Annotated in this window: 23 protein-coding genes; 8 read left to right on the forward strand and 15 right to left on the reverse strand. The window is 40.9% G+C overall.

Features of this window, described 5'->3' with window-relative positions; genetic code table 11:
- Window positions 1-8: 8 nt before the first annotated feature.
- From DI060_RS06495 to DI060_RS06505, 3 genes are read left to right on the forward strand one after another with little or no spacing between them, the layout of a single operon-like run.
- Window positions 9-635: a hypothetical protein gene (locus DI060_RS06495; RefSeq protein WP_108974931.1), complete on the forward strand. Its 627-nt coding sequence runs from the start codon at window positions 9-11 to the stop codon at window positions 633-635.
- The gene (gene rpiB, locus DI060_RS06500; RefSeq protein WP_108975692.1) at window positions 635-1,075 is read left to right on the forward strand and encodes a ribose 5-phosphate isomerase B; all 441 of its coding nucleotides are present in this window, start codon (window positions 635-637) and stop codon (window positions 1,073-1,075) included. The genes DI060_RS06495 and rpiB overlap by 1 nt, the downstream gene beginning before the upstream one ends.
- Window positions 1,003-2,712 (forward strand): concanavalin A-like lectin/glucanase, encoded by a 1,710-nt coding sequence (locus DI060_RS06505; protein ID WP_108974933.1) that lies wholly within the window; start codon window positions 1,003-1,005, stop codon window positions 2,710-2,712. The genes rpiB and DI060_RS06505 overlap by 73 nt, the downstream gene beginning before the upstream one ends.
- Here DI060_RS06505 and DI060_RS06510 read toward each other — a convergent pair.
- The 4 genes from DI060_RS06510 to DI060_RS06525 all read right to left on the reverse strand — a co-directional run bounded on the left by DI060_RS06510 (window position 2,680) and on the right by DI060_RS06525 (window position 6,659).
- On the reverse strand, window positions 2,680-3,057 hold the full coding sequence (locus DI060_RS06510; protein WP_108974935.1) for a hypothetical protein: 378 nt from the start codon (window positions 3,055-3,057) through the stop codon (window positions 2,680-2,682). The genes DI060_RS06505 and DI060_RS06510 overlap by 33 nt on opposite strands.
- A complete protein-coding gene (locus DI060_RS06515) occupies window positions 3,054-3,245 on the reverse strand; it encodes a ribbon-helix-helix domain-containing protein (RefSeq protein ID WP_108974937.1) in 192 nt (63 codons plus the stop codon). Before DI060_RS06515 ends, DI060_RS06510 begins: the two co-directional genes overlap by 4 nt.
- Window positions 3,245-3,760 (reverse strand): hypothetical protein, encoded by a 516-nt coding sequence (locus DI060_RS06520; RefSeq protein WP_108975694.1) that lies wholly within the window; start codon window positions 3,758-3,760, stop codon window positions 3,245-3,247. Before DI060_RS06520 ends, DI060_RS06515 begins: the two co-directional genes overlap by 1 nt.
- 64 nt (window positions 3,761-3,824) lie before the next feature.
- Window positions 3,825-6,659, reverse strand: a complete 2,835-nt coding sequence (locus DI060_RS06525; protein WP_108974939.1) for a hypothetical protein — start codon at window positions 6,657-6,659, stop codon at window positions 3,825-3,827.
- A gap of 50 nt (window positions 6,660-6,709) precedes the next feature.
- On the opposite strand from DI060_RS06525, the gene DI060_RS06530 reads away from it, so the two are divergent.
- Window positions 6,710-7,684, forward strand: a complete 975-nt coding sequence (locus DI060_RS06530) for a metalloenzyme (protein ID WP_108974941.1) — start codon at window positions 6,710-6,712, stop codon at window positions 7,682-7,684.
- Here the strand turns inward: DI060_RS06530 and DI060_RS06535 are convergent.
- The gene (locus DI060_RS06535) at window positions 7,673-8,866 is read right to left on the reverse strand and encodes a tetratricopeptide repeat protein (RefSeq protein ID WP_108974943.1); all 1,194 of its coding nucleotides are present in this window, start codon (window positions 8,864-8,866) and stop codon (window positions 7,673-7,675) included. The two genes, DI060_RS06530 and DI060_RS06535, sit on opposite strands and share 12 nt — an antisense overlap.
- Window positions 8,863-10,533 (reverse strand): hypothetical protein, encoded by a 1,671-nt coding sequence (locus DI060_RS06540; protein ID WP_108974945.1) that lies wholly within the window; start codon window positions 10,531-10,533, stop codon window positions 8,863-8,865. Before DI060_RS06540 ends, DI060_RS06535 begins: the two co-directional genes overlap by 4 nt.
- Window positions 10,534-10,613: 80 nt before the next feature.
- On the opposite strand from DI060_RS06540, the gene DI060_RS06545 reads away from it, so the two are divergent.
- Window positions 10,614-11,273, forward strand: coding sequence for a class I SAM-dependent methyltransferase (locus DI060_RS06545; RefSeq protein ID WP_108974947.1), 660 nt, complete (start codon window positions 10,614-10,616; stop codon window positions 11,271-11,273).
- Here DI060_RS06545 and DI060_RS06550 read toward each other — a convergent pair whose 3' ends face one another.
- From DI060_RS06550 to DI060_RS06565, 4 genes are all read right to left on the reverse strand, one after another.
- Window positions 11,274-11,762 (reverse strand): PaaI family thioesterase, encoded by a 489-nt coding sequence (locus DI060_RS06550; protein WP_108974949.1) that lies wholly within the window; start codon window positions 11,760-11,762, stop codon window positions 11,274-11,276. It lies immediately after the preceding gene.
- A gap of 37 nt (window positions 11,763-11,799) precedes the next feature.
- A complete protein-coding gene (locus tag DI060_RS06555) occupies window positions 11,800-12,825 on the reverse strand; it encodes a sensor domain-containing diguanylate cyclase (protein WP_167836937.1) in 1,026 nt (341 codons plus the stop codon).
- A gap of 81 nt (window positions 12,826-12,906) precedes the next feature.
- Window positions 12,907-14,601 (reverse strand): methyl-accepting chemotaxis protein, encoded by a 1,695-nt coding sequence (locus DI060_RS06560; protein WP_108974953.1) that lies wholly within the window; start codon window positions 14,599-14,601, stop codon window positions 12,907-12,909.
- A gap of 181 nt (window positions 14,602-14,782) precedes the next feature.
- Window positions 14,783-15,319 carry a gamma carbonic anhydrase family protein gene (locus DI060_RS06565; protein ID WP_108974955.1) on the reverse strand — a complete coding sequence of 179 codons (537 nt, stop codon included), beginning with the start codon at window positions 15,317-15,319 and terminating at the stop codon, window positions 14,783-14,785.
- 153 nt (window positions 15,320-15,472) lie between these two features.
- On the opposite strand from DI060_RS06565, the gene odhB reads away from it, so the two are divergent.
- From odhB to DI060_RS06580, 3 genes are read left to right on the forward strand one after another with little or no spacing between them, the layout of a single operon-like run.
- On the forward strand, window positions 15,473-16,702 hold the full coding sequence (odhB, locus tag DI060_RS06570; RefSeq protein ID WP_108974957.1) for a 2-oxoglutarate dehydrogenase complex dihydrolipoyllysine-residue succinyltransferase: 1,230 nt from the start codon (window positions 15,473-15,475) through the stop codon (window positions 16,700-16,702).
- 1 nt (window position 16,703) lies between these two features.
- Window positions 16,704-18,110 carry a dihydrolipoyl dehydrogenase gene (gene lpdA, locus DI060_RS06575; RefSeq protein ID WP_108974959.1) on the forward strand — a complete coding sequence of 469 codons (1,407 nt, stop codon included), beginning with the start codon at window positions 16,704-16,706 and terminating at the stop codon, window positions 18,108-18,110.
- A 35-nt stretch (window positions 18,111-18,145) separates the two neighbouring features.
- On the forward strand, window positions 18,146-20,911 hold the full coding sequence (locus DI060_RS06580) for a 2-oxoglutarate dehydrogenase E1 component (protein ID WP_108974961.1): 2,766 nt from the start codon (window positions 18,146-18,148) through the stop codon (window positions 20,909-20,911).
- 91 nt (window positions 20,912-21,002) lie between these two features.
- Here the strand turns inward: DI060_RS06580 and DI060_RS06585 are convergent, their stop codons facing one another.
- From DI060_RS06585 to DI060_RS06605, 5 genes are read right to left on the reverse strand one after another with little or no spacing between them, the layout of a single operon-like run.
- On the reverse strand, window positions 21,003-21,767 hold the full coding sequence (locus tag DI060_RS06585) for a hypothetical protein (protein WP_108974963.1): 765 nt from the start codon (window positions 21,765-21,767) through the stop codon (window positions 21,003-21,005).
- Window positions 21,754-22,869, reverse strand: a complete 1,116-nt coding sequence (locus DI060_RS06590; protein ID WP_108974965.1) for a DegT/DnrJ/EryC1/StrS aminotransferase family protein — start codon at window positions 22,867-22,869, stop codon at window positions 21,754-21,756. Before DI060_RS06590 ends, DI060_RS06585 begins: the two co-directional genes overlap by 14 nt.
- An 11-nt stretch (window positions 22,870-22,880) precedes the next feature.
- A complete protein-coding gene (locus tag DI060_RS06595) occupies window positions 22,881-23,300 on the reverse strand; it encodes a hypothetical protein (RefSeq protein ID WP_108974967.1) in 420 nt (139 codons plus the stop codon).
- Window positions 23,297-24,238, reverse strand: a complete 942-nt coding sequence (locus tag DI060_RS06600; RefSeq protein ID WP_108974969.1) for a PdxA family dehydrogenase — start codon at window positions 24,236-24,238, stop codon at window positions 23,297-23,299. The genes DI060_RS06595 and DI060_RS06600 overlap by 4 nt, the downstream gene beginning before the upstream one ends.
- The gene (locus DI060_RS06605; RefSeq protein ID WP_108974971.1) at window positions 24,239-24,679 is read right to left on the reverse strand and encodes a bactofilin family protein; all 441 of its coding nucleotides are present in this window, start codon (window positions 24,677-24,679) and stop codon (window positions 24,239-24,241) included.
- Window positions 24,680-24,685: the final 6 nt, after the last annotated feature.

Consider the following 24,685-nt stretch of genomic DNA (forward strand, 5'->3'; position numbering starts at 1 on the left):
ATATTGGCATGTTAAGACTTTTTTGTATCTTTCTGATCAGTTTGCCGCTATCCCTATCCGCCTTATCTTTGTTATTTCCTGAAGAATCTTCCTATGCAGAGGAGAGTAAACTTTGTTACCAACCTCTCCAAACAAAGATTTCCAACCAATCACTCTCTCCTTCTCCTAACCAGATCAATGATAAGTTGATAGAGTCGCTTGCACGCGAAAGTGCCGAGATCCGCATGGCATCTATTGAATGCCTGCGTGCTTATGCCAAAACACCCGAAGAAAGGGAAGATATGCAACGTTCCTATGAAAAGAGTCTGGAACGAGAAGACAATTTGGAAGCTTTGGAAAAAAAGATTTTGATTGGTGCCAATCGGGAATACCACCTGACTCCCATTGAAATACAAACAAGTGAAGAATACTTCCAGACGAGACAAATCATTCGGGAGGGCATCCGTTCCTTTACAAAAGAGGCAATCCTCCTTTCTGAAAAGGAATTCCGCAAAGAAAAAAAGAACCTCCAATTGGAGTTTTATCTACGCTACGGAAGCCTTCTCCGAGAGAGAGAGAAATTTCTCTTCCGACTGACTATAGAGAGCCGACGGTCTTATTTAAAATTTTTAGAAACATTTACGGAGAAAGGATGATGAAACCCAAGATTGGCATTGTATCAGACCACGGAGGCTTTGCTTTGAAAGAATTCCTCAGGAAAAGTCTGGAGGAAAGCTTCGAAATGGTCGATTACGGTACTAAGAGCGAGGAATCTGTAGACTACCCAAGTCTAGTGGGAGCCGCCTGCCAGAAAGTTTTGGCTGGAGATGTGCCTAGACTCATTGCACTTTGTGGAACGGGGATTGGAGCCTCTATTGCGGCCAATCGATTTCCAAACATTCGAGCCGCATTGTGCCATGATGAGTTTACAGCAGAAATGTCCAGACGCCATAACGATGCCAATGTACTTGTGCTAGGTGGTCGGGTATTGGGAACTGATTTAGCTCTACGGATAGTGCAAAAATGGATTCAAACAAATTTCGAGGGTGGACGACACGAACGGCGCTTGCAACTTATAGAGGATCTAAAGCCCTAGCCATTTGTATCATTCTTTCCTTTTCTCTAGAGGCAAAGGAAATCATTCGTGAGTACCAAAGTCAATTTGCGGATTGGAAACGTAAGTCCGCAGAATACGAACAAGGAATTTCTGGCAACCAGAGCTTAAAACCGAGCGAAAATAGACCCAAAAACCCGGAACTGTTTTTAGATTTTGAAGAAGACAAAAATGAAAAACTGTCTCGGGCCATTTCAATTCTTTCCTCCTCCTTTATCCCAGACCCGAAACATTCCTTATATGGAAAGCGATCTGCTTACTTTTCAGGGAAACGAAATCAAATTCATCTCAATGTAAGTGGCTCACATTTTTTTGGACAAAATCCTGAATCATTCACCATTACCCTTCCCCTTTTGATCAATGAACAGGGTGCCTATTCAAATGTACTCGATAAAACTGTCTTAATCCAAGGACAGAGCTATGGCTTTCGTTTGGAAATTGTAGAGGCCAAACCAGTACTCAGCCTACACCAAATGATCAAAAAGTTAGATGGCTCATATATTACAGTCACCATACGATCGAACAAAATCATTCCGAGAAAGGAATGGCACATTCTTTCCCTCTATTTTGATACAAAAAAAAATCAAATTCTAATGTTCCAAAATGGATTTGAGACTGCAAGGTATGAAGCGCCGAAAGCGGCTGTTGATCATATTGGATTTCATGAGGACGATAGCAATGCTCTCATTCTAGCAAAATCGTATTTTGGAAATATTGATGGATTCCATATCCATGCAGGTGAACCTTTTGGAGACGGAAAGTATTCACGTTATGAATCGGCTCAGTATTCTGATGACACAAAACGTGTACAACACGAAGGTAGTTTCATCACATCCCCTGTCTTTGAAACTACATATAGTCATAGCACTTTGGATTTTGTACAGTTGCATAGGCAAAGCCCAAAAGATACAAATGTAGGTCTATACTTTCGTTCTTCTTTACAAAAATTCTCAGACAAAGAGAACGTAGGTCCAACATGGAAACCGATTGATCTAACAAAAGTAAAATGGACTGATACAAATAGATTTAGATATTACCAATGGAAAATTTGGCTTAGACCCGACCCTATTGGTAGTACGGCACCTTCCGTAAGTCAATTAACCTACCAATTGAAAGAACTCATACCACCTGATGTACCTTCTTTTTTTCGAGTCAATAAGATGGAAGGCGAACCCTTAGGTGTCTGTTTTCTCTGGAACTCTAACCATGAACGGGAAGTCCAGAACCAAGGTGGTTACATGATCCATTTTGGCCCGCATCCAGACCGAATGATTGGAACTCTATTTGTGAAAAGCAAAGATAACAAATTGATAAATATTGATGGCCGTGATGAGGCAGCTGATTATAAAAACTTAAAATTCTGTGCGAATGAAAGAACTCTACTCGAAAATATCTACATCCCCGACCAATCAGTTACTGAACTTCCAAATACAGTTTCGGATCCTGTCTTTACAAGCCGGATGGAAAGAAAAGGCCATCTTTTCCAATCAGGCATAACCTATTACTTTCGGATATCAGCTTACAATCAATTTTATAATGAGTGGGAAGGTAGAGACCAGAAAAGTAAACTCTCAGCTCCTGTATCCTTAAGTTTCGATCGAGAGATTTCGCAGAGATGACCTTCCATTTTGGAAGTTGATGATAAAATCCATTCCATATAAAATAGCAATTTGGCTTTCTATCGTTTGGGTTTTATCATCTCTTCCCTGTAACTGTAAAACTTCCAACACATCTTTTTGTAAGGGCAGTATCTCCTCGGTCAGCTCTGTGATTAAATGTAAAATAGTTCTTGAGACATTTTTTTGTATGATACTTTCCTCTTGGAAAAATTCAATCAGTGTCCATACGGAAGTATAAAACCGTGCTTGGTTTTGGAGTAAGGATTCTAATTCTGAAAGGATTGTAGGTTTTTCTTTGCTAAGGATAAGACCATACAGAAGAGAAGAGGAAAGATAGTATTTCAATCCAAAACCTCAGCCAGTGCCTTTAATGCTTTCCACTTTGTTAGATCTGACTTTTTGGTGACTTCATTTCTAAGTGCCAACCGTAGCAATTCCGCTTGCGAAATTCCTCTCCGATCTGATTCTTTTTTGAGGAGTTGGATTTCTTCTTCAGAAAATAAAATTTGGAATCTTTTATCAATCTTTGCCATTACTCCTCCTCTTCTATTTCCCTTTCGGCCTTTTCGTACTTTCTCCAATAGAGTTCGGCATCCCTCCATTGTCCCAAAGATTCATACAAAGCGGCGATGTTATAATAAGACTCTGTCAAACGATAATCCTGTTTTACAGACTTCTGAAATAATTTAATCGCCTTTTCTTTGTTATCCGAAAACCATTCACTAAAGGCCCATAGATAATACCATCGACCTAGATTTGGATCCCTTGGCCGAACTTGTTGTAGATGAAGGACACCTTCTTGGAATAGTTTTGCACTTTTTGCATAGTTCGATTTTAATAGTTTGGCTTTGTTCAGTCGAATCTCGATGGCCTCTTCTGTTTTTGGAACTTCTAAATCAGTGCGATACAACAAAGCCTTTGCATACAAAAGTTTAAAGTAGATTTCGGACGGACTAAGCTCTAAATACCTTTCTATATAAGGAATGGATGTCGTTTCCTCGTCAGATTTGTGTAAGGCGAAAATTTGCTTTTTTAAGCTCCTGGCCATCTCTTGGCGCCGAGAGACTTCTGCGCTCGTTGTACTTGTAAAACATACGAGACTGAATACAACACTAAAGGTATAAATAATAGTTTTCACCATCATCTGGATACCGCATGTATTTAGTTTCATAAGGGAACGGGTAAAGTTTAAGTAACTTTTCTAATGGAACCCGGATATCTTCTGCACTGATGATGACAAAAGCATTTGGAGAGTTTTCAATCACTCTGTCTTGGCTGTCTATAACCTTACAAACTTCTCGTAAAACATCTGCCTTTTTTTCTTCATTTTCATCTGTTGGATGGTAGTTTTCCCATATCACATGTGTTACATAGGCATTTCGTTTTCCACCGAGTGTAGCTTGCAAAAAGGATCTCAACATCCAAGAAAGGCTATCTTCATATAGCTCAGGAGTTTTGTTTTCCTTTTCCATTAATACATGTAAAGCGGGAATGATCTGCTTTAGCTTTTCTTTGATCATTCGTTTATGTGAATCGAGGAATTTCTCTTTTTCCAGTTTATCCAAAAGAATCAAAAATAATCCTGGGAATCCGTTCTTTTCTAGATTGAATGCCAGGATTGATTCCACTTGGGCAAGGATCTCCCAAGAGAACTTTTTCACAATGAACTTGTCTTGTTTCAACTTTTCAGTGATCTGGAGGAGACAAAAACCTGATTCATCAAATTCTAAATAAGGATCATTATACAAAAAAATTAAATTTGAACGCGTGTTATAGTCTAAACCAAAGGAGATTTGGCTGTGGTAAGACCCAATCGAATCATTGAGAAAGAGATATGAAAATCTAGGTGATCCCAACCTTTGGATGAAGTTCCGTGTGTATTCCACAATACCATCCAAGGAGATCTCATCTCCACGGTAGACTCGGTCCAAAAGTGAGTATTCAAATTTGTGTTCTTCTGGGATTGGCCAGGAAGGGATCTCTCTCCGAAGGTCTGTTTGGCGCCTACCTTCGGCGGTCTCAGGAGATCCTTTGACCCGGTCCACCAACTTCTTGAGGTCGGAATTGAAAATGGAATCCCGTTTCTCTTGGATCGGTAGAGGAAGGGTTACCGATGTTTGGTTCCATAACTTGGGAGGTATGTACAAAGGCTTCTTGTTTTTCACGGGGACTTCTCCCATTGGATAGTTTGCCTCCGATTCCGCAATCTTTTGTTCAGTTAAAATAGGCTCCTCTTGGGATCTCAATTCTTCGCCAAGGATTGGACTTAGGGAACTTTGCCCCTCGTCTGCTAGAGGAAGGACTTGCTCTGAAAGCGCCTCTACACTTTCTACGGGGGATAGTTCGGAATTGCCTTCATCTTCCTTGCGATGGCGAATTGAAAATTTAGAATAAAAATGCAAACCAAACAGAGGTATGATGGTGAATAGAGATAAATAGAGTAATAAAGGAAAGGAGTCTGTTGCACGAAATACCACCAGTCCTTTGGTAAACATGGCTTTTGGATTTTGGCCCTCGTAAGCTAAATAAGACTGACCAAAGACTGATACTTTTTTTGGAAAGAAATGAGTCCTTAAGTCCTCCGATAAAAAGTCCTCTTGCCAAGCAAATGGGTGTTTGGTGAATGTTTCCTTACTTTTATTGTCAGAAAACCTATACTTCGGGATCAAAAGATAGAACTCGTCGTGATAGCCCTTTTTCTTTGCATTTAAAAAGGTAGGTTGTATCACTACCAAGGCAATCTTATTTCCGCCATCCAAAGGAACCAAAAGCAATAGTTCAGATTTAAGTTGGTAAAGTTGTGAGACTCCAGCCCTCTTCGTATTTTCTAAAGCAATGTTGATCTCTTGTCCAAAACGATTCCATAAAAATGTAGTTTGGGATTCGACAACATACAATTCCTGGAGACTGGGATCAAAAGTATCCACAAACAATGAATCTGTTTCTTTCGCAAAACTTAGTTGGTAGATAACATTTTTTTCCAATTGATGGAGATACTGTTCAATCTCCTCATGTCGACTCGATATCCACTTATGTTGAAACTGGTCTTCAGGAAAAACTACTTTGACGAGATAGTATGTAAAGACAGAAAACAGGAAGAAAAGTAAGGCTATCAATCTATGCCTAGAGATGAATATGGATTCTCCGTTCTGAATCAACCAGATTCCCAAAAGAAAACAAAGAGAAGAGAAAATTCCAAAAAAGAGAAAAAGAAAAAAGCTAATCTCTTTTTTTCCGAACCAGCTGAGAGGACGTAAAATATAAATTTGATACCCTTTCCATTCTACTAAGCTTAGATAGGAGACCTTACCGTAAAGAGTCCAACTGATACTTTGATTTTCTATGCCTGTAAATTTTTCTAATAGATCTTTTTCACTCCTGTCGCCTTTCAAAAGGGATTCATCATTCGACAGAAGAATGTCTTTTTTGATAGGATCAAAAAGCCAATACAAAAAACGTATCTGTACGTTTGGATTGGATAGACCTAGGGCGGGACTTTGAGTTCTTTCAAAAACAAAATAAAAATCGCCTCCCAAAGAACGATACACCTGCTCACCTGTGGACAAAAAACTAAGGGTGCCTGGTGTTTGTATTTGTTCTCTATGTCTAATTTCAGATTGAAAGATTTCTTTACTTTCCATCTCTGAATATAGTAACTTTGCACTCTCATCATAAATTCGAATTGAACTGATATGAGTGGATTTCTTCAGTCGATCAGCCATTTCACTCGCATTAAACGGCAGTGAGTCCTGGTCCAAAACAAATTCAATCTGATGGATGAGGTGCCTACTTAGGTGATCAAACTGAGAATCTAAATCTTGAAAAAATTTTTTCTCCTCAAGTTTTCCGTTGACCGATACACGGACTGCTGTCATCACCGAGCTAAGTACGAGACTTAAGAGTAAGAAGAGACTTAGATTTCTGATTAGGATTTGTTTTCTCTTCATTAGTATGATTATCGGATTTTATCGCGGGAATTTCAGTCTAAAGAGAACAAATGATATTTTATGTCTTTGTAGATGGAATCGGAATCGGTTCCTACCAACCAGAAACCAATCCCTTTAGTCGTTTTGCCAAGGGACTACTCAGCCCACTCGGGGGACTCCCTCTGTCTGAAAGTAGACTGAGTGCAAAAGCCAGCCAAATTCGCATTTTGGAAACAGATGCACATATGGGCATTCCAGGTCTCCCCCAATCGGCGACGGGACAGACCGCCCTTTGGACAGGCGTGAATGGACCTCAGGTCCTGGGAAGGCATGTCAGTGGTTTCCCGACGGTTACCTTACGCAAGATCATTGCCCAACATTCCATCATAAAAGTCATGCAGGAGGCTGGCAAACAGGCAGATTTTTTAAACTGCTTTACTGATCCATATTTAAAGCACGTAAGAGAAAATCCCAAATTGGTATCAGCCTCCACACTCGTGCAAACGGCCAGTGATAGACCTTTAAAGAATTTGGAAGATTTACGGAATGGCCGTGGGCTCTACATGGACATTACAAGAGGTTTTTTGAGAGAGATGGCAAAAGACTTTTTGTCTCCTGATGATCCCGTCTTGGAACCTCAAGACCCATATAATACTGGCAAGGCGGTCTTTTCGAATTTTAAAGATTATGATCTTTGTATTTATGAGTATTTTTTAACAGATAAAGTTGGGCACGCACAGGATTGGGAAAAGGCTCAAATCGTTATCGAGATTTTGGAATCCTTTTTGGAAGGATGCATAGATGGTATGGATATCGAAAAGGATACGTTTATCCTTACGAGTGACCATGGAAATTTAGAAGACCTAAGCCAAAAGAACCATACAGAAAACAAAGTGCCCACTTACCTCAGTGGCAAACTTGCTGCTGAAATGGCGACTTCTATCCAATCTTTAAAAGACATCCCATTGCAAATCTACAAAAGCCTCGGCATGTGGGATGCCATTAACTCACTTTCTAAGAATGAATTTGAGGCCTCAAAACTCTAGATCATTTCCCGATGCTTTTTGGTTTGTTTTTTCCATGAGTGGTGAGACAGAGTTTTTGCGTTCTTGTTTAACGCCTTCAAAACTGAGATCATCATTTACGGGCATTTCATCTTCATCTTTCAGTTGGTCCAGTGATTCTTTCTTCCAAGCAATGGCTTTTTCCGTGATGTGGTTTTTCGGATATTTATCCACAATGGTTTGGAATACGGAAGCAGCTTCTGTATACTTGCCTTGCCTGAAATAAATGGTTCCTTTTTTATAAAGGGCTTGTTGGTCCAGTGTATAGACTTGATTCGCCAAGGTTTTATTTAGATACTCTAGTGCCTGTGGTAATCTACCCAAGGCATCATAAGCAGAAGCAATATGGTAATAAGAATTTTCTTCTACGGAAGGACTAGGATTGATGCTCAAGGATTTTTGAAACAACTCAATGGATTTCCAGTATGTCTTTTTTGAATAGAGTTGCATAGCTTCTGAAAAGACTGAGTTCTTATACTCATCGACGATTTCGGTCTTTGCTCCAGAAAGTTGATTTTCCGTATCAATGTATTCATCAAAGACATCGAAGGAGGCCCATTCTTTTCCTTGTTTGCGTAATGTCCTTCCCCAACCAATACGAGAATCGGTATTGTTTGTGTCCTCTTGCAAAGACAGAATATAATTTTTTCTAGCCAACTCATACTCTTTTTTGCGGTAAGAAAAGTCGCCTAAGGATTGCAACACCTTTGATCTCAATTTACTATCTGCTGAGGTTCTTAACACAGATTCCAAATGACCTTTGCCTTCTACCTCTTGGTCCAGACGAAGGAGTAAATTTCCAAGAGAGTATGCAAGTAGATTTTTTTCATCCTCAGTAAGATTCGCTTTGGATCTCAATGATTTGTAGATATCCAGAGCAAGGTAATGATCTCCATTCTTTTCAAGAGCCCTTGCTTGGTTGTACTTGATCCGAAATTCAAATTCACTGGTATTTTGTTTGCCAGCTAATTCGGAGAAGATTGTCAATGCCTTCTCTTTTCCTGTAGGACCACTTTGTTTTAAATACTCTTCTCCTTCTTGGATTTTCTCTAAAACAGAGGAGGAACGGTCTAAATTTGATTCGAGCGTTGTTTGATAAAATGCAGTAATGATACCGGCACAAATGAATAAGAATCCGGCCAATGCGATGATAGTCCGATTCATGATTTACCTCTACTTAATTTTTCTAATACTTGGTTGGTCCAGAAATCTGTTCTTTCTGGCGAAAAGGATTTGGCTTCATTCTTTTGTAAATACTTCAAAGCCTTTCTCTGGTCACCTAACTTGGAATGACTGATTCCCAAAAATAGGTATGCTTTTCCGAGTAAGTGTCCATGTTTTTCTCTTTTTATGTAGGACTCAAGCTGATATACTGCTAACTCGAATTTCTTTTTCATAAATGTTTCGCGTAAAATCAAATCTAAATCTGAGTCAGAGGTATCAAAGACAACCGTACTTTGTGAATGAGTGCCTTGTACAGAGATCGATTCTTCATCTTTTAATTTTAAATCTACGGGTGCAACATAACTTTGGTTACTTACAACTTCTTGTTTTTTCTCTGTCTCGTTCGGTTTCTGTTCTTGTTTGGCTACTTCTTCGCGGCTAGGAACGACGAGATCTTTGTCAAAATCAAATCTGAAATAAGATACGTTTTCAGATAGATTGAAATCTTCATCGATAGAGGAAGATTTTACAGTCACACCAAAGTAGAGATCTTCTATAGGTTTTAACTCTTTGATATAAAAACTTGTTTTCGGATGGTTGATACTGGCAACCTTTACTGCCATTCCGGGCCCAAAAGATTGTGTTCCAGCATTGAATGGCCGGGTGGAAGCATAAACTGAATAGACCGTAGAACCATCCGTGACTTCCGGGCCAAGCCAGGTCATCACTACTCCCTTACCTACTCGTTCATAGCCTATCCCTCTTACATGTAAAGTTCCTGGTGGGTCTGGTTTTACTTCGGGAGTCGTTTTATTCGGATTTGGGTTGGAGACAGGACTGGACTCTGTGATAACCTCTGCATCATCCGAGTTTTTGTTTCGTACATAAAACACCCGAATGGTGGATTCTTTGTCTACTAAGGGCAAGGTTTCTTCTCCCTTCCCTTCTTTGACAGATACTCCATAATAGACTGTTTGGGATTTTTCCAAACTTTGGTCTAGAAAGGAATTTGTCGGATGGCCAACTTCTGCGAGTTTTGTGGCCTTTTGCATCAAGGGAAGAGTAGTCAAAGGAGAATTTGATCTATAAATTGTATAGATAGTCCTTCCGGCAGTTGCTCTGGCTGGAGGATTCCAAGATATTCTAATAAAATTATTTTCTGATATGGCTTGGATATCTCGGATAAATCCTGAAGGCAAAGGCAAAGGATCAAAATCTGGTGTATTGCTGATGCTCGGATTGGTTTCTGTTTCCTCGATGACGATAGGAGTGATTGTATAGTTTTGATTTGCGAAAAGTTTTACTTCTCGTTTGCGAATATCACTGACAAGTGCAACCGCATAATAGTAGGTACCTGGTTTTAAATTATAATCATAAAAGGATTTTGCGCCGTTGGGTCCACCCGACTTATACCGACCCAATGAGTCAGCAATGAATAATTTTTCTGCAGTATCAATCATGGAATTGGAACGGGCAATGATGACCTCGCCTTCATCTTTGGGCGGGTCCCAATTGAGTATGATAGAACGTTTGTCAGCTAACTGGGTAGCCCGTAGTAATTTCGCAACCGAAGGAAATTTTTTTTCATCAAAAGAATTGTCAGCTAGCAAAAGGCATGGAAATATAATTGCAAAATAACAAATCCAATGAAGTTGCGAGACTTTCATAGTTTCATTTTCGGAATCAAAAGTCCTCGAATTAAATTTTTCTCTTGTACGATAATTCCTAGTTCCTAAGAATCGACATTATGTCCGAGACGGAGTATTTCAAGTCTCTTAAATACCAAGAATACCTTCTTTCTTCGCACCGTAAGGAAATTTGTCCGCCTGAGGATGTGTTTCAATTTTTCAATTGGAAGGGAATCACCAACTTAGTGGATTTTGGTTCGGGTCTCGGTTTCTATTTTCAGGAATTCAGAAAATGGATGCCCAATGTATGGATTTGGGCGGGGGAATGCCAACAGGATATCATAGACATGATCCTTCGGCGAAAGCTTCTGGAAGGTATCGAAAACCTTACCCCTTTTTATATCGACCAATCGGACCACCCCCTTTTGCCAGAATGGATACCTGTACCGGAAGCCATATTTGCTTCCCTTTCTTTATCCACATTTCCTAACCCTGGTTTGGCGATGGATGGATTGATCCGTTCAATGAAATCCGGCGGGAGATTATTGATTGTGGATTGGGCAAAAACAGAATCCTTAGGATTCGGTCCCAAAATCAACGAAAAGATTTCCTTGGACAAAATGGTATTTTTAGCGGAAGAATATAAACTTACCGTGATCAAATCAGGAAGGATTTCTGAATTTTTTTATGGATTGGAAGTAAAAGCAAGCAGAGAGTTTGTGTATGGATACTACGACTTAAAAGAAGAGGAAGATGATACAGACATCTTCCGTTTTTAATTAGTCTTTTCTTCTAATGTAAAGTTCCTTATCCACTCGAGCCACATGCGTACCATCTTCATCATAGACATTCGCCTCATAAAATCTAGTCGTCTTTTTCTTTTCTGCAACTATATCTCGAATGGTTTGGATTTCTTCTTCGGCTATGTGAAACTTTACACTAACTGTTTGCCTGCCAGGTTTTAAAAAATCTATCTTTGCCGACTTATCCCAAACTATGAAATTGGGACCTAGGTTTTTCATTAATATGAACATAAAGAAAGGATCACACATAGAATAGAGAGATCCGCCAAAGTGAGTACCTACATAATTTGTATTGCTAAGTACTATAGGCATTTTTACTTCATATGTATAATCATCGATTTCAACAGGAAGTATATTTGCTCCACGGTATGGTCCAAACATGCGAAATGCTTCCTGCATCCCAAAATTTTCTTTTAAAAATTGCCATAATGGGTGAACTGAATAGTCTACTTTACGCTTGGACATTTACGACAGAAAAGCCTAAATGCTCCAAACTGTCGAATTAATTTTCAAGGGATTTTCGATGACGTTTATTTGTATACATTCGCTCATCAGCGATTTGCACAAGTTCCATAATCTGATCCGAATCGTCAGGATAGATAGAAACTCCGTAACTCACTTTAATGGGAAACTGATTCCCTTTATAATCTAACACGATCTCTAAGTTATCAGAGATGCTTTGGATTTGCGCCTTAAGCTCATCAGGTGGCAATTCAAAAGGAATGAATAAACCAAACTCATCGCCACCCAAACGTGCAACCGTTGCAGTTTCTTCGGACACATCTTTCAATCGTTTTGCAAACCCTTGGATGTAATGATCTCCTGCTTGGTGGCCAAATGCATCATTGATTTTTTTTAAATGGTCAAGATCAAACATCGCGACACCCAGACGAAAAGAAAAATTCTCCGCTTTCGATAATCCCTGCCGCAAAAGATCATAAAAAGAGGAGCGATTCAAGAGACCCGTTAGACTATCATGGCTTGCTAGTTGTGCGAGAGTATTAATCTGTTGATTGCTCTCATACCTCTCAAATGCATTCTTGATCGCACGCGAAAGAAAAGGGGTGATCTGATGGATGATTTGCCTGTGCATTTCCGAAAAGGCACCAACTTCAGTGGACAGAACTTTTAATACGCCCACAATTTCCCCCGCAACCAATAAGGGAGAAACCAACATGGAGCGAAGACCTACCTTACGGCATGCTTCCCGATTGACCCTATGGTCTTCTTCCGAATCGGCACAAATCAGAACATTATGATCCTGGATAGAGAGTCCAGAAAAACTATGTTTGATAGGTATTCGCAATCCAATTTGAGACTCGGCAGTTCCCGTTGCAGCCCGATAAACCAGTTCGTCTCCTTCTATCAATTCGAAAACTGCTCCTGTTGCACCTGTCAATGATTGGCACCCAGCAGTGAGTTTAACCAAAAGTGCATCAACTGCGAGGTTCGAGTCAGAGAGCTCATATTGGAGTTGGATGATTTGAAGAAGTATCTCAGCAGGGATCTCATTCTGGGAAGTAGCCATCTTGCTTCCCATCTTTAATGTTCTAGAAAAAGGACAACTTTTATTCTTATTCTAAAAAATACAAAATAGAGAATTCTATTTTTATTCTACAATGAAATTGGAAATCAATTCTCGCAACTCTTCAGACATTTGGTACAGCCTTTCATTGGAAATGGCAAGTTCGCGGGCTCGTTCGCGGTCGGTATCCGCAATCCCTTTCACCTGTTCCATAACAGTTCCTATCTCCTTTACAAAGTCATTTTGGATACGGGTACTATCTACAATGAAATTTGAAAGGTTTGTTAGGTGAGTGACCGAAAGAAGAACCTTCTCGCTTCGGTTTTGTTGGACTTGGGTGAGATCAGAAATTTCGGAGGCAATCTTAACCGAATCCTCGGCGTTTTGTAAGACCCTAGAAAAGCTACTCACTACCTTTTCAATGTTCTCTTGCCCTTTTTCCACTCGTACGATGGATTCTTGGATGAGCTCTTCTATTTGTTTGGATGCTTGTTTGGAGCGTGTTGCCAATTTGGAAATTTCTTCGGAAACGACAGCAAATCCCTTTCCACTCTCACCAGCTCTGGCAGCTTCTATGGCCGCATTCAATGCCAACATATTTGTCTGACCGGAAATTTCATTGATGACAGTCACAATCTGGGTAATCTTTTTTGAACTTTCAAAAATTTCTTTCATACTCTTTACAGCTAGGTCGATATTGGCTTTCCCAAACTCAGCGATCTCTAACATCTGCTTTGCGTCTTCATCTACGATCGTAGATTTTTTATTGATATCAGAGATATTCAAAGCTAATGAACTCATTTCCTCAATCGCATGGTTTGTTTCGGTCGATTGATCGATGGCTGATTGTGAGACTTGTTCGACAGCGTCAAAGAGTTCATGAATGGATTTACTGACATTCATTAGATACTCATTTTGTCTATCGGCACCATTCGATAATTCTTGGGAAGTATGAGTCAACTCTTCTGATGTGTTCCTAACCTTCAGAGCTGATTCACGAATCGAAAGGATAAGCTTTCGTAGATTAGAGGCTGCTGTCTCAAATGTTTGGGCCAATCTACCGAAATCTTCTTTGGTTTCTATCGGTGACACTACCGTCAGATCTCCTTCAGCAAAGGAGGTAGCCATTCTTTTGACTGAGCGAACAGGCTGTATCACAGATCGACTGATCAAATAGGAGAGCACCATAGCCACCAAAAAACTCAATCCAAATCCTATCAGTAAACTTGATTTGATTTTTTGGTTTCTCTTTTGTAATCCTTCTTGGTGGTTAATGATAATAGATTGGATCAGTCCATCAAAGGTTTGGATATTTTTAATGAGCTTTTCTGTGGCCTTACGAATGGCATCTGGTTCTTTTTTTGCATTCGAGGCAAAACTGAGAATTGTTTCAAAATTATCTTGGATCTCTCGGTTTAGCTTTAATGCTTTTCCACCCAATTCTGATTGCGAATCAATATTTTCTGCAGTGAATAGAAATAAATAATTTTCGATTTCAACTAAGTTTTGTTGAACAGAAGAAACTAACTGTTTAACAGTGATTTGTTCCTCCGAAAAATCTTTGATGGCTTGCAACTCAAGCAAATGGTAATTGATCTGAATGGATTTCCCCATTGTATTGCGATAGATTGTGCGAGTCTCTGTGATGTCTTGGTTGATCTGGTAAAGGCCAAAGATAGAAGAGATGACAACGATAAAAACCAAACTAAGGTTAATCAATGTAGAAAGATAGAGTTTCCATTGGATACTAAGATTGGAAAGGAAACGATACAAAAACATAAAAGACCAGTCCTTTTATCCAAGCTAGCATTTAGTAATAGAATTGCAAAGGATTTGTGAAATTGACTCGTTGTTCAATATTGTCTGATCGTTGTTTAGTATTCAAAAAAATACTAAAGCTTTGGAATTTTTGGAACCAAGCCTACAAAGAAAAGGATTGGCTCCTAAGTCCAAAAAAAGGTCAGCCGCTTTTCCACTCCGCTAGAATTCCTTCTTTACGGTAGTTTTCTTTGTATTTCACATAGTTTTCCGAAGTTCTTGTGATGATCTCTCTTTCTTTATCTGAGATATCCCTTACAATCTTGGCGGGACTTCCCATAAGGAGCACTCCTGGCGGAATTTTCTTTCCAGGTGGGACGAGCGCTCCTGCTCCGACAAAGGACCATTCCCCAAGCTCCACATCATCCATGACGGTCGCTCCCATTCCCACAAAGGAATGGTCTTTTAAGGTGCAGGCATGGATCACCGCACTATGGCCAATCGAAACATAATCCCCGATGAGGACAGGGTAGAGATTTCGTGATACATGTACTAAAGTATGGTCTTGGATATTCACGTGTTTGCCAATGCGGATATAATTTACATCCCCCCTTAGCACACATTGGAACCAGATCGATGACTCTTCCCCAATGCTTACGTCGCCTAGGATGTCAGCACTGGGAGCAATCCAAGCCGAGTCTGCAATGAGGGGTGTCTTCCCCTGAAATGGATAGATCATAGGTAGATTTTGATTTCAGAAAGCCAAACACAACTCTTTTGTGATTTTGACTTGCCATTTTTACTTAGTCTAAGCTATCGTAGAAACAGATTCCATGGAATCCCAATCGTATTATCCTCCATTTCTTCAAAATCCAGAATTTAGGAAAGCTACATGGCAATAGAAATCAAAGTCCCTGAGATGGGCGAATCCGTAACCGAGGCAACAATCAGTGCCTGGACCAAAAAAGAAGGCGAAGCAGTTAACGCAGATGAAGTGCTTGCTATTTTAGAAACAGACAAGGTTTCTTTGGAAATCCCCTCCCCCGTTTCTGGAGTATTAAAATCAATTAGCAAAAAAGTTGGCGATGTTGTCAAAGTAAGAGACATCATTGGAGCAGTTGAGGAAGGCGCTGGTGCGGTCGCTGCCCCAAGCCCCACGAAAGCCTCTAGCCCAGAAACTGTGGCACCTAGCGCAAGTGAGAAGGTAAATGAGGAGTTGCCTCCTGCTGCAAGGAAGTTAATCGAAGAAAACCATCTCAACCCAGCTCAAATCAAAAGCACAGGTCGCAATGGTCAGATTACAAAAGAAGATGTCCTAGCACATATTGCAAGTGCCGGGAAAGGCTCCACTCCACAAGTAGCGGCCGTTAGCCCTAGTCCTGAAATTGCAAAACAGATCCCACAAGGTAGCCGCGCTCAAGGCCCTCGTGAAAACGTAGTGCCGATGACCAAGCTACGACAAACAATCGCTAATCGCCTTGTGCAAGGACAGGCCACAGCCGCCATCCTCACTACTTTCAATGAGGTGGATATGAGTGCTATCATGGACTTACGAAGCAAGTATAAAGATAAGTTCAAAGAAACACATGGGATTGGCCTCGGCTTTATGTCTTTGTTTACCAAAGCAGCTGTAGCTGCACTCAAATCGTTCCCTGCAATCAATGCCGAGATCAGAGGCACAGATATCGTATACAAAAATTTCTATGACATCGGAGTCGCCGTGGGTGGGCCAAAAGGTTTGGTCGTTCCTGTTGTACGAGATGCAGATCTTTTAAGTTTCGCTCAAATCGAAGCAGAAATTGCCCGTTTGGCAGGTAAGGTAAAAGATGGCAAGGTTGCCTTAGAAGATATGGAAGGCGGAACCTTTTCCATCACAAATGGCGGTATCTATGGTTCCATGATGTCCACACCTATCCTCAATCCACCACAATCAGCTATCTTAGGTATGCACAACATTGTAAAACGGGCAGTCGTAGTGAACGACCAGATTGTCATTCGTCCTATGATGTATTTGGCACTTTCTTATGACCATAGAATCGTAGATGGCAAAGAAGCAGTTCAATTCCTTGTGAAAATCAAAGAATCAGTAGAAGATCCAACTCGTCTACTGTTTGAGGTATAACATGGAGCAATACGATATCATTGTCATTGGAGCTGGTCCTGGTGGGTATGTGGCGGCAGTTCGGGCAGCCCAATTAGGCAAAAAAGTTGCCATTATCGAAAAAAGAAAAACTCTGGGTGGGACTTGTTTGAATGTTGGATGTATCCCTTCCAAAGCCTTACTTGACTCCTCAGAAGAATACCACAAAGCAAAACATAAATTAGGCGACCATGGTATTTCTATCAGCAACGTAAAAATCGACATCAAAAAGATGATGGAAAGAAAGGACAAAGTTGTTTCTGAAGTTACCTCTGGCGTCGATTATCTGATGAAAAAAAATAAAATCACCCGTTACCTGGGTCTTGGTTCATTTGTTTCCAAAACAGAAGTTCAGATCAAAGGAGAGGACGGCAAAGTAGAAACCATTGCTGGAAAAGACATCATCATAGCCACAGGTTCTACACCCATAGAGATCCCTACTTTTCCTATCGATGGAAAGACTCTCATTACATCTGACCATGCGATTGCATTGGAAGAAGTTCCAGAGCACCTTATCATCGTAGGAGCAGGAGTGATCGGACTAGAACTCGGTTCCGTTTGGTCTCGTTTGGGTGCCAAAGTAAGCATTGTGGAATTGATGCCACGCCTATTTGGAACTTCTGACCAGGCAACAGCTGGCCTTGCCCAAAGGATTTTGGAAAAACAAGGACTCAATTTTCTCTTTGAAACAAAGGTGCTTGGAACCAAAGCAAAAGGCAAAAAGGTAGAGGTCGAAATCGAGGATAAATCAGGAAAAAAATCCACCTTAGAAGGGGATAAAGTCCTAGTGTCCATAGGCAGAAGGCCTAATACTGATGGCTTGGGAGCCAAAGAGATCGGGATCGAATTCACCGACCGTGGTCGCATCAAAGTCAAACCCAACCACTTCCAGACCAATATTCCCAATATCTATGCAATCGGTGATGTGATTGATGGCCCTATGCTTGCACATAAAGCAGAGGATGAAGGCATCGCACTTGCAGAACTCTTAGCTGGAAAGGCAGGTCATGTCAACTACCGTGCCATACCTTGGGTAGTGTATACTTGGCCTGAAGTTGCTTGGGTTGGTTACGGAGAAGAAGAGCTCAAAAACCAAGGCATCGAATACAAAGTTGGGAAGTATATGTTTAAACCAAATGCTCGAGCAAAAGCAATGAACGAAGCAGATGGCCAAGTAAAGGTCCTAGCTGATAAAAAAACAGATAAACTCCTAGGAGTGCATATTGTTGGTCCTAGAGCTTCTGATTTGATTGCCGAAGTGGCAATCGCATTTGAGTTTGGGGCAAGCGCAGAGGACATAGCCCGTTCTACGCATGCGCACCCAACTTTATCTGAAGCGATACGAGAAGCCGCAATGGATGCAGACGCAAAATGGTCCATCCATTCTTAATGTAATTTGAACAAGATACGGAGTAGAGATACAAAATGAACGTTGAACAGATGATGAGTTTATATGGTGACAATGTTACCGTCCTAGAAGAGATATATTCCCAATACAAATCAGATCCAAATTTAGTATCGAGTGATTGGGTTTTATTCTTTCAGGAGTTAGAAAGAAGCAATGTAGGCACAAATGGACATAGCAACGGTTATAATGGCAATGGCTATGTAAATTACTCCTCTTCAGAACATCGAAAAGATTCATCACTTAGTGATTTTGGTATCATCAACCTACTCAATGCGTATAGAAGGCAAGGCCACCTAGCGGCGAACCTGGACCCACTTGGCATCAACCAGCCAAATCGAGAGTTCATTGACCTCAAAGTCAAAGCACTCAAGAGCAGTGACCTAGATACAGAAGTGGATTCTGGAGTTGCTAACCTAGGAAAGGCAAAGCTAAAAGATGTCATCAATTGGTTTGAGAAAACCTATTGTGGTTCTATTGGTTCAGAACATTACTACCTTGTTAACGATGAGGAACGTGAATGGCTCCAAAACCGAATGGAACCTCTTGCCAACAATGAACCCATTGCTAAAAAGACCGCTTTACGTTTGTTCGAGAAACTTTACCAAGCGGATACTTTTGAAAATTTCTTAGCAAAGAAGTTCGTTGGTAAGAAGCGTTTCTCACTCGAAGGTGGAGAAACCATGATTCCCATGCTCGATACTTTAGTAGAAGAAGCTGGGATGCACAAAATGGATGCTCTTGTCATTGGTATGGCACACAGAGGAAGATTGAACGTCCTTGTAAACATTATCCGAAAACCTGCAGGCCTTATCTTTGCTGAGTTCGAAGAAAAGTTAAACCCTGGGCAGTTGGGTTATGCAGACGTAAAGTACCACCTAGGTTATTCCAACCACGTAATGACCCATTCTGGCAAAGAAGTAAAACTCTCCCTTGCCTTTAACCCTTCTCACTTGGAAGCTGTGGATCCTGTCATTGCCGGTTCCGTACGTGCTCGCCAAGAAATGGCAAAGGATTTGGATCGCTCCAAGTTTATGCCAGTTGCGATCCATGGAGATGCAGCCTTCGCAGGGCAAGGTGTTGTTGCGGAAACTCTGAACATGATGAGTCTCGATGGCTATGCTGTTGGTGGAACCTTTCACATCGTAATCAATAACCAAATCGGATTCACTACCCTTCCCAATGAATCTCGTTCCACTTTATATGCGACAGACCTCGCAAAAGGATACCAAATCCCAATTTTCCATGTGAATGGAGATGATCCAGAGGCGGCATATCGAGTCACAAAACTCGCATTAGAATACCGCCAAAAATTCAAAAAAGATGTGATCATAGATTTGATCTGTTACAGAAGACTTGGGCATAATGAGATGGACGAGCCGACATTTACCCAACCTCAAATGTATGACATCATAAAAAAACACCCAAAAACCATTAGCATTTATGAAAATGCTCTTTTAAACCGAGGTGATATCACAAAAGAGGAAATTGAATTCATCAAACAAGGTATAAATGAAGGTCTTGAACGTAGTTTCCAACAAGCGAAAGAAAAAGACACTAGAATTACTGTAGATACTTTGGGTGGAGTATGGTCACGCTACTCAAAAGAACCTCTCGATTCTGATGTTCATACAGAACTACTCCAACAACAATTAGGTGGGATAGTAAAAGCTATCACCAAATTCCCAGAGGGATTTACTCCCAACCCAAAACATGCAAAGGTTCTAGAAGACCGCATCAAAATGGGAAATGGGGAGATGCCCATTGATTGGGGATTTGCGGAAGCACTTTCCTTCGGTTCCATTTTGGAAAATGGATTCCCGATCCGACTAGCAGGACAGGATGCGCAAAGGGGAACATTTTCCCATCGCCATGCTACATTAGCAGACATCAAAACCGGCAGAAAAGTAACCCTACTCAACCATATCAGCGACAAACAAGCCAAGATAGAAATAGTAAACTCATCTCTCTCCGAGTATTCTTGTTTAGGATTTGAATACGGTTTTTCATTGGCCGATCCAAACTCCTTGGTTATGTGGGAAGCGCAGTTCGGTGATTTTGCAAACAATGCACAAGTGATCTTTGACCAATTCATTTCCTCCTCTGAAATCAAATGGCAAAGGATGAGTGGACTTGTCTGCTTACTTCCACATGGGTATGAGGGTCAGGGACCTGAGCATTCCTCGGCACGTTTGGAGCGTTTTCTGCAGCTTTGTGCTCTAGACAACATCCAAGTGGCAAACCTTACCACTCCAGCCCAGTACTTTCATATATTGAGACGCCAAATCTTACAAAGCTTCAGAAAGCCACTTGTCATCATGACTCCGAAGTCATTGCTTAGATTGAAGGAAGCTGGTTCCACTTTGGAAGAAATCACAACAGGCGCTTTTAAGAAAGTCCTCCCAGATCCAATCGCAAAGCCAGAAAAAGTGGAACAACTTTTGTTCTGCTCCGGTAAAGTATACTATGATCTGCGAAAGGCAATAGATGCGGGCAAAATTGAAAACATAGCAGTGATTAGATTAGAGCAACTCTATCCGTTCCCAGATAAACAACTTAAACAGTTGATCACAACATACAACAAAACAAAAAAGTTTGTTTGGGTACAAGAAGAGCCAAAAAACCAAGGCGCATGGTTCTTTATCCGAGACCGAATCGAAGGCCTTATCCCAGAAAACAAACGACTTCACTATGCAGGACGTCCTGAGTTCCCAAGCCCTGCTTGCGGACATGTGGTCACACATTTAAAAGAACAGGAAGAGCTTGTAAAGGATGCTTTAGCTTAAAGGAAAGCCAAGGTGGAATGAAAAAGGGATGAGCAATCATCCCTTTTTTTTTGCTAAACGAGTTTTGGTCGATACCGAAAGCTTAACTAGATTAAAAGGCTGTCTCAATTGGTGCTGAAAAGATGCCTTTTTCGAGAAGGATATCGTAGCTATAGATCTCCGTGCTTGGCTTCTTTGTCTTCTCTTTGGAACTCCCCTTTATCTCCGTTTCAAGGCTCGGGTTTCTTTGGACGATAAGTACCAATTGATTTTTCTGGGTATTAAAAATCAATTTTCGGAAATGGTAGCCTTCCGGTAATACATCCGTTACAAGTTCTTTGTCAGGATCAAATAGAAATACGGTTTTATAATCTTTGTGATTCAAAACAGAATCTTTATTCGAATCTTTTGTGGCAGCTATTACGATCAATCTTCTTTCTATGGAAAGTACGTCTTCTTTGGGTTCATCAATGGCATTTTGCGTAGTCTTTTTCGTAAACTCTCCAGGGAAAAAATCCCAAACATAGATGTCTCGTTTAAAAAACTTTTTAACAGAACCAGTTTTCAAGTTTACCGAAAATAAATTCCGCGCATGAGAAAGAATGCCATCGGGACCTATGCCACCGTTCTCTTTAACTAGCCCGACAGGGTAGACCAGAAATTGTTTCCAATATACTTTGGCGTTGCCATCCTCCAAATCAATCGAACTTTCTTCTGGCTCCAGGATAGATTCTTTTTCTTTTTCTGTGTCTACAGGTTGTTCTACATTGACTTCATAACCAGAGTCATACAACCGCCAACTTTTCGTTAGGCTGAAGGTAAGAACAGCGATGACAAGAAGTAAAAATAGGAATACTCCAACTCTAAACTTTTCCATTGCGAATAACGTCTAGGACTTCCTCCAACTCAGAATCCTTCATATAAGCGAACAAGGGAAAGTTTAACACAGAAGAAGCGATCCGTCTAGCATTTTGGTCTTTTCCAAATCGTTCGATGAGGTGAGGTTTTGCACCTGGTTGGTCGGACATGGCACCTGGGTAGATGTTTCCAAAACCGATACCCTTTTCTTTCAACACTGCTTCAATCTTTGGCCTTCTATCTGGATCCACAATGGTTACATTGCAATAGCCGTTTTCATCATAACCTTCCGGTGGGTGGATGACTTGGATGTTTAGTTTGGGCAATTCTTTGTAATAAAACTGGGCGGATTTTTTCCGCGACTCTATTCTCGACTTTAAATGCTGTAGAGAAAGCCTTACAAACGCAGCCTGTAAAGAGTCCATCCTAGAATTCCAACCTACATAGCCATGTTCATAATGGGAAGTACGACCGTGGTTGGCCAACTTTCTTGTGATAGAGGCAAGTTCCTCGTCATTTGTGAATACGGCACCACCATCCCCTGCCGCACCCAATACTTTTGCGGGATAAAAGCTGGTGGTAGCAATCAATGCATCTTTATAGAGAGAGTGGCCTTTCCATTGGACACCGAAACACTGTGCACCATCCTCTACCAAAGGAACATTTTTATCTTTGCACAACTTCCGGAAGGATTCGATTTGCCCAGTCCCCCATCCGTAAAGGTGAACAATGATGGCCGCTTTTGGTTTCACTTTATCTATGGCTTCTGCAAATACTTGGAAGTCCATTTGTAGGTCCGAAGGATTGGTATCGACTGTATAGGGATCTGCGCCTACGTTTACAACTGATTCGAAGGTTGCCCAAAAAGTAGAATCAGGGACCAAGACTTTATCTCCCCGACCGACACCAACTGCTCGTAAGGCGAGTTGGAGTGCATCGGTTCCATTGGCACAAGCAATCGTATACTTTTGTTCCGTCCATTTCGACAGTTCTGTCTCTAAGTCATTAACTTCAGAACCTCCAATGAATTGGGCATTCTCTGATAGTGATTTCACTTTCGCATTCCAATTATCTAAAAAGCCTGATTCAAATCTTTTGATGTCTATGAAGGGGACAGCCATAGTTTTTCCTTTTATTTTTTAATGATAGTTTCTAATAATTGGTTCCATTCTTTGGAATAGTACGACCAAAGAAAGAACAAAACCCAGTAAACGACAGTTCCATAGGCAAGAATGGGGATCAATGTCTGGCTGAGTTGGTTGGATGCTGAATAATAAATACGAACCAAAACTAGTGGCCAGAGAAAAAATAAAAAAACATATGTAGCATTGCCCATGGCGAATAGCCAAGTCAATACTTCTTCTTTAGGGTTTGCCTTCCACCGGTCTATCCCTGAGCGAAATTCAGGAAAGAATTGAACCAAATAAAAACAAAACACCAAAAAGAAAAAAAATTTCCAATGTGGCTCTAAGTCTCGCCTAAAGAATGTTAATAGCAATCCAACAAACCAAATAAATAATGTTGGAAAGGCGAGAATGTCTAATAAATTCATTTCAGCGATACCAATAATCTCAAACAAGTAAGGAGGCTTGTGGGATCTGCCTTCTTTTTGCCAGCGATGTCAAAAGCTGTTCCATGGTCTGGAGATACCCGTATGAAATCCAATCCTAAAGTTACATTGACCCCAGCCTTTCCTTCAATCATTTTAAATGGGATAAGACCTTGGTCGTGGTAATTTGCTAAGTAGAGATCATACTTCTTTGCTGTCGGTAAAAAAGCAGAATCAGCCGACAAGGGGCCTTCGATAGAAAAACCTGCCGACGCAAAGGAATGCATCATGGGTCTAAGGATTTCTTCTTCCTCATTGCCGATTTTACCTGATTCTCCTGCATGAGGGTTCAATCCTAAGATGCCAATTTTGGGCTTTTTCAAAAGATGGCTTTTGGAGATAGCAAGAATCAATTCTTTGGTATTTACTTTTTTCAGTTCTTCCACCACATCCTTCAAAGGGATATGGGTGGTCAGAGGAATGACAAACAATCGTTTCCCAGTCATCATCATAAAGGTTGGCCTTTGGTAGGCTAAGGCAAGGGCTTCGGTATGGCCTCGAAAATCCTTCACCCCAGATCGTATCACCCATTCCTTACTCAAAGGAAGAGTGATGAGGTGTGAATTGGGGATTTTTTTCTGCAATTCCACAGAGAGGATGAGGGAGCTATAAGAGATCCTTCCGGAAACCTCGCTCGGCTTGCCCAGCCGAACCTGTTTGTCTTCACTGGCAGAAACCGATGGATAGGTATAGGCATAAAGACCCGGGCTCTGCGGAATTTCGGATACGGTCTGAAAGGATTTGAGCCTTTGGTTATGATCGCCACGCACCAAGAGGATACGGTGGCTTTTGGCAGCTTTTTGGAGAGGAACGAGTGCCCTTGAGAGCAACTCGTAGTTGATCCCAGTGGGGTCCCCCTCCGAAATCAATATGGTCTTCAATTACTCTTTAGCGTTGGGTTGCTTTCCAAAGATTTTTTCTACGCTGAGGGAGTCTTTGGAATACTCCAACTCGATCAAATCTTTTGCGCTGTGTTTTAAATCATTAGAGATCATACAGCGACCTTCTAAGATCACACCGTTTTGGATGATCAATTCTGGTGTCTTTATATCTCCTAAAATCTTGGAAGTTGGGAGTAACATGACTCGGTTCCGAGCGGTGATGTTTCCTGCGACAATGCCTTCTACGATGACGCTGGATGCTGTGATATTTGTTTTCACTTTCCCTGTTACGCCTATGTAAAGGTGCTCTGCTTGCAAAGACTTTCCTTCAAATTTGCCATCAATCTTTAGAGATCCATTGATGAAGAATTTACCGTTGAAGTATGAATTTTCCCCTATTGTGGAGTTGGTTACTTCTGTTTGGTTTTTGACTAGAGCCATGTGCTG

The sequence above is a fragment of the Leptospira ryugenii genome (assembly GCF_003114855.1).
GTDB lineage: Bacteria > Spirochaetota > Leptospiria > Leptospirales > Leptospiraceae > Leptospira_A > Leptospira_A ryugenii.

Excerpts from the sequence above, each read along its gene's own strand:
- DI060_RS06580 (WP_108974961.1), top strand. The coding sequence starts at position 18,146 with ATGAACGTTGAACAGATGATGAGTTTATATGGTGACAATGTTACCGTC.
- DI060_RS06550 (WP_108974949.1), bottom strand. The coding sequence starts at position 11,762 with ATGTCCAAGCGTAAAGTAGACTATTCAGTTCACCCATTATGGCAATTT.
- DI060_RS06515 (WP_108974937.1), bottom strand. The coding sequence starts at position 3,245 with ATGGCAAAGATTGATAAAAGATTCCAAATTTTATTTTCTGAAGAAGAA.
- rpiB (WP_108975692.1), top strand. The coding sequence starts at position 635 with ATGAAACCCAAGATTGGCATTGTATCAGACCACGGAGGCTTTGCTTTG.
- DI060_RS06585 (WP_108974963.1), bottom strand. The coding sequence starts at position 21,767 with ATGGAAAAGTTTAGAGTTGGAGTATTCCTATTTTTACTTCTTGTCATC.
- DI060_RS06535 (WP_108974943.1), bottom strand. The coding sequence starts at position 8,866 with ATGAATCGGACTATCATCGCATTGGCCGGATTCTTATTCATTTGTGCC.
- DI060_RS06560 (WP_108974953.1), bottom strand. The coding sequence starts at position 14,601 with ATGTTTTTGTATCGTTTCCTTTCCAATCTTAGTATCCAATGGAAACTC.
- DI060_RS06590 (WP_108974965.1), bottom strand. The coding sequence starts at position 22,869 with ATGGCTGTCCCCTTCATAGACATCAAAAGATTTGAATCAGGCTTTTTA.
- DI060_RS06505 (WP_108974933.1), top strand. The coding sequence starts at position 1,003 with ATGGATTCAAACAAATTTCGAGGGTGGACGACACGAACGGCGCTTGCA.
- DI060_RS06525 (WP_108974939.1), bottom strand. The coding sequence starts at position 6,659 with ATGAAGAGAAAACAAATCCTAATCAGAAATCTAAGTCTCTTCTTACTC.
- DI060_RS06555 (WP_167836937.1), bottom strand. The coding sequence starts at position 12,825 with ATGGCTACTTCCCAGAATGAGATCCCTGCTGAGATACTTCTTCAAATC.
- DI060_RS06605 (WP_108974971.1), bottom strand. The coding sequence starts at position 24,679 with ATGGCTCTAGTCAAAAACCAAACAGAAGTAACCAACTCCACAATAGGG.
- odhB (WP_108974957.1), top strand. The coding sequence starts at position 15,473 with ATGGCAATAGAAATCAAAGTCCCTGAGATGGGCGAATCCGTAACCGAG.
- DI060_RS06520 (WP_108975694.1), bottom strand. The coding sequence starts at position 3,760 with ATGGCCAGGAGCTTAAAAAAGCAAATTTTCGCCTTACACAAATCTGAC.
- DI060_RS06530 (WP_108974941.1), top strand. The coding sequence starts at position 6,710 with ATGATATTTTATGTCTTTGTAGATGGAATCGGAATCGGTTCCTACCAA.
- DI060_RS06565 (WP_108974955.1), bottom strand. The coding sequence starts at position 15,319 with ATGATCTATCCATTTCAGGGGAAGACACCCCTCATTGCAGACTCGGCT.
- DI060_RS06495 (WP_108974931.1), top strand. The coding sequence starts at position 9 with ATGTTAAGACTTTTTTGTATCTTTCTGATCAGTTTGCCGCTATCCCTA.
- DI060_RS06595 (WP_108974967.1), bottom strand. The coding sequence starts at position 23,300 with ATGAATTTATTAGACATTCTCGCCTTTCCAACATTATTTATTTGGTTT.
- lpdA (WP_108974959.1), top strand. The coding sequence starts at position 16,704 with ATGGAGCAATACGATATCATTGTCATTGGAGCTGGTCCTGGTGGGTAT.
- DI060_RS06545 (WP_108974947.1), top strand. The coding sequence starts at position 10,614 with ATGTCCGAGACGGAGTATTTCAAGTCTCTTAAATACCAAGAATACCTT.
- DI060_RS06540 (WP_108974945.1), bottom strand. The coding sequence starts at position 10,533 with ATGAAAGTCTCGCAACTTCATTGGATTTGTTATTTTGCAATTATATTT.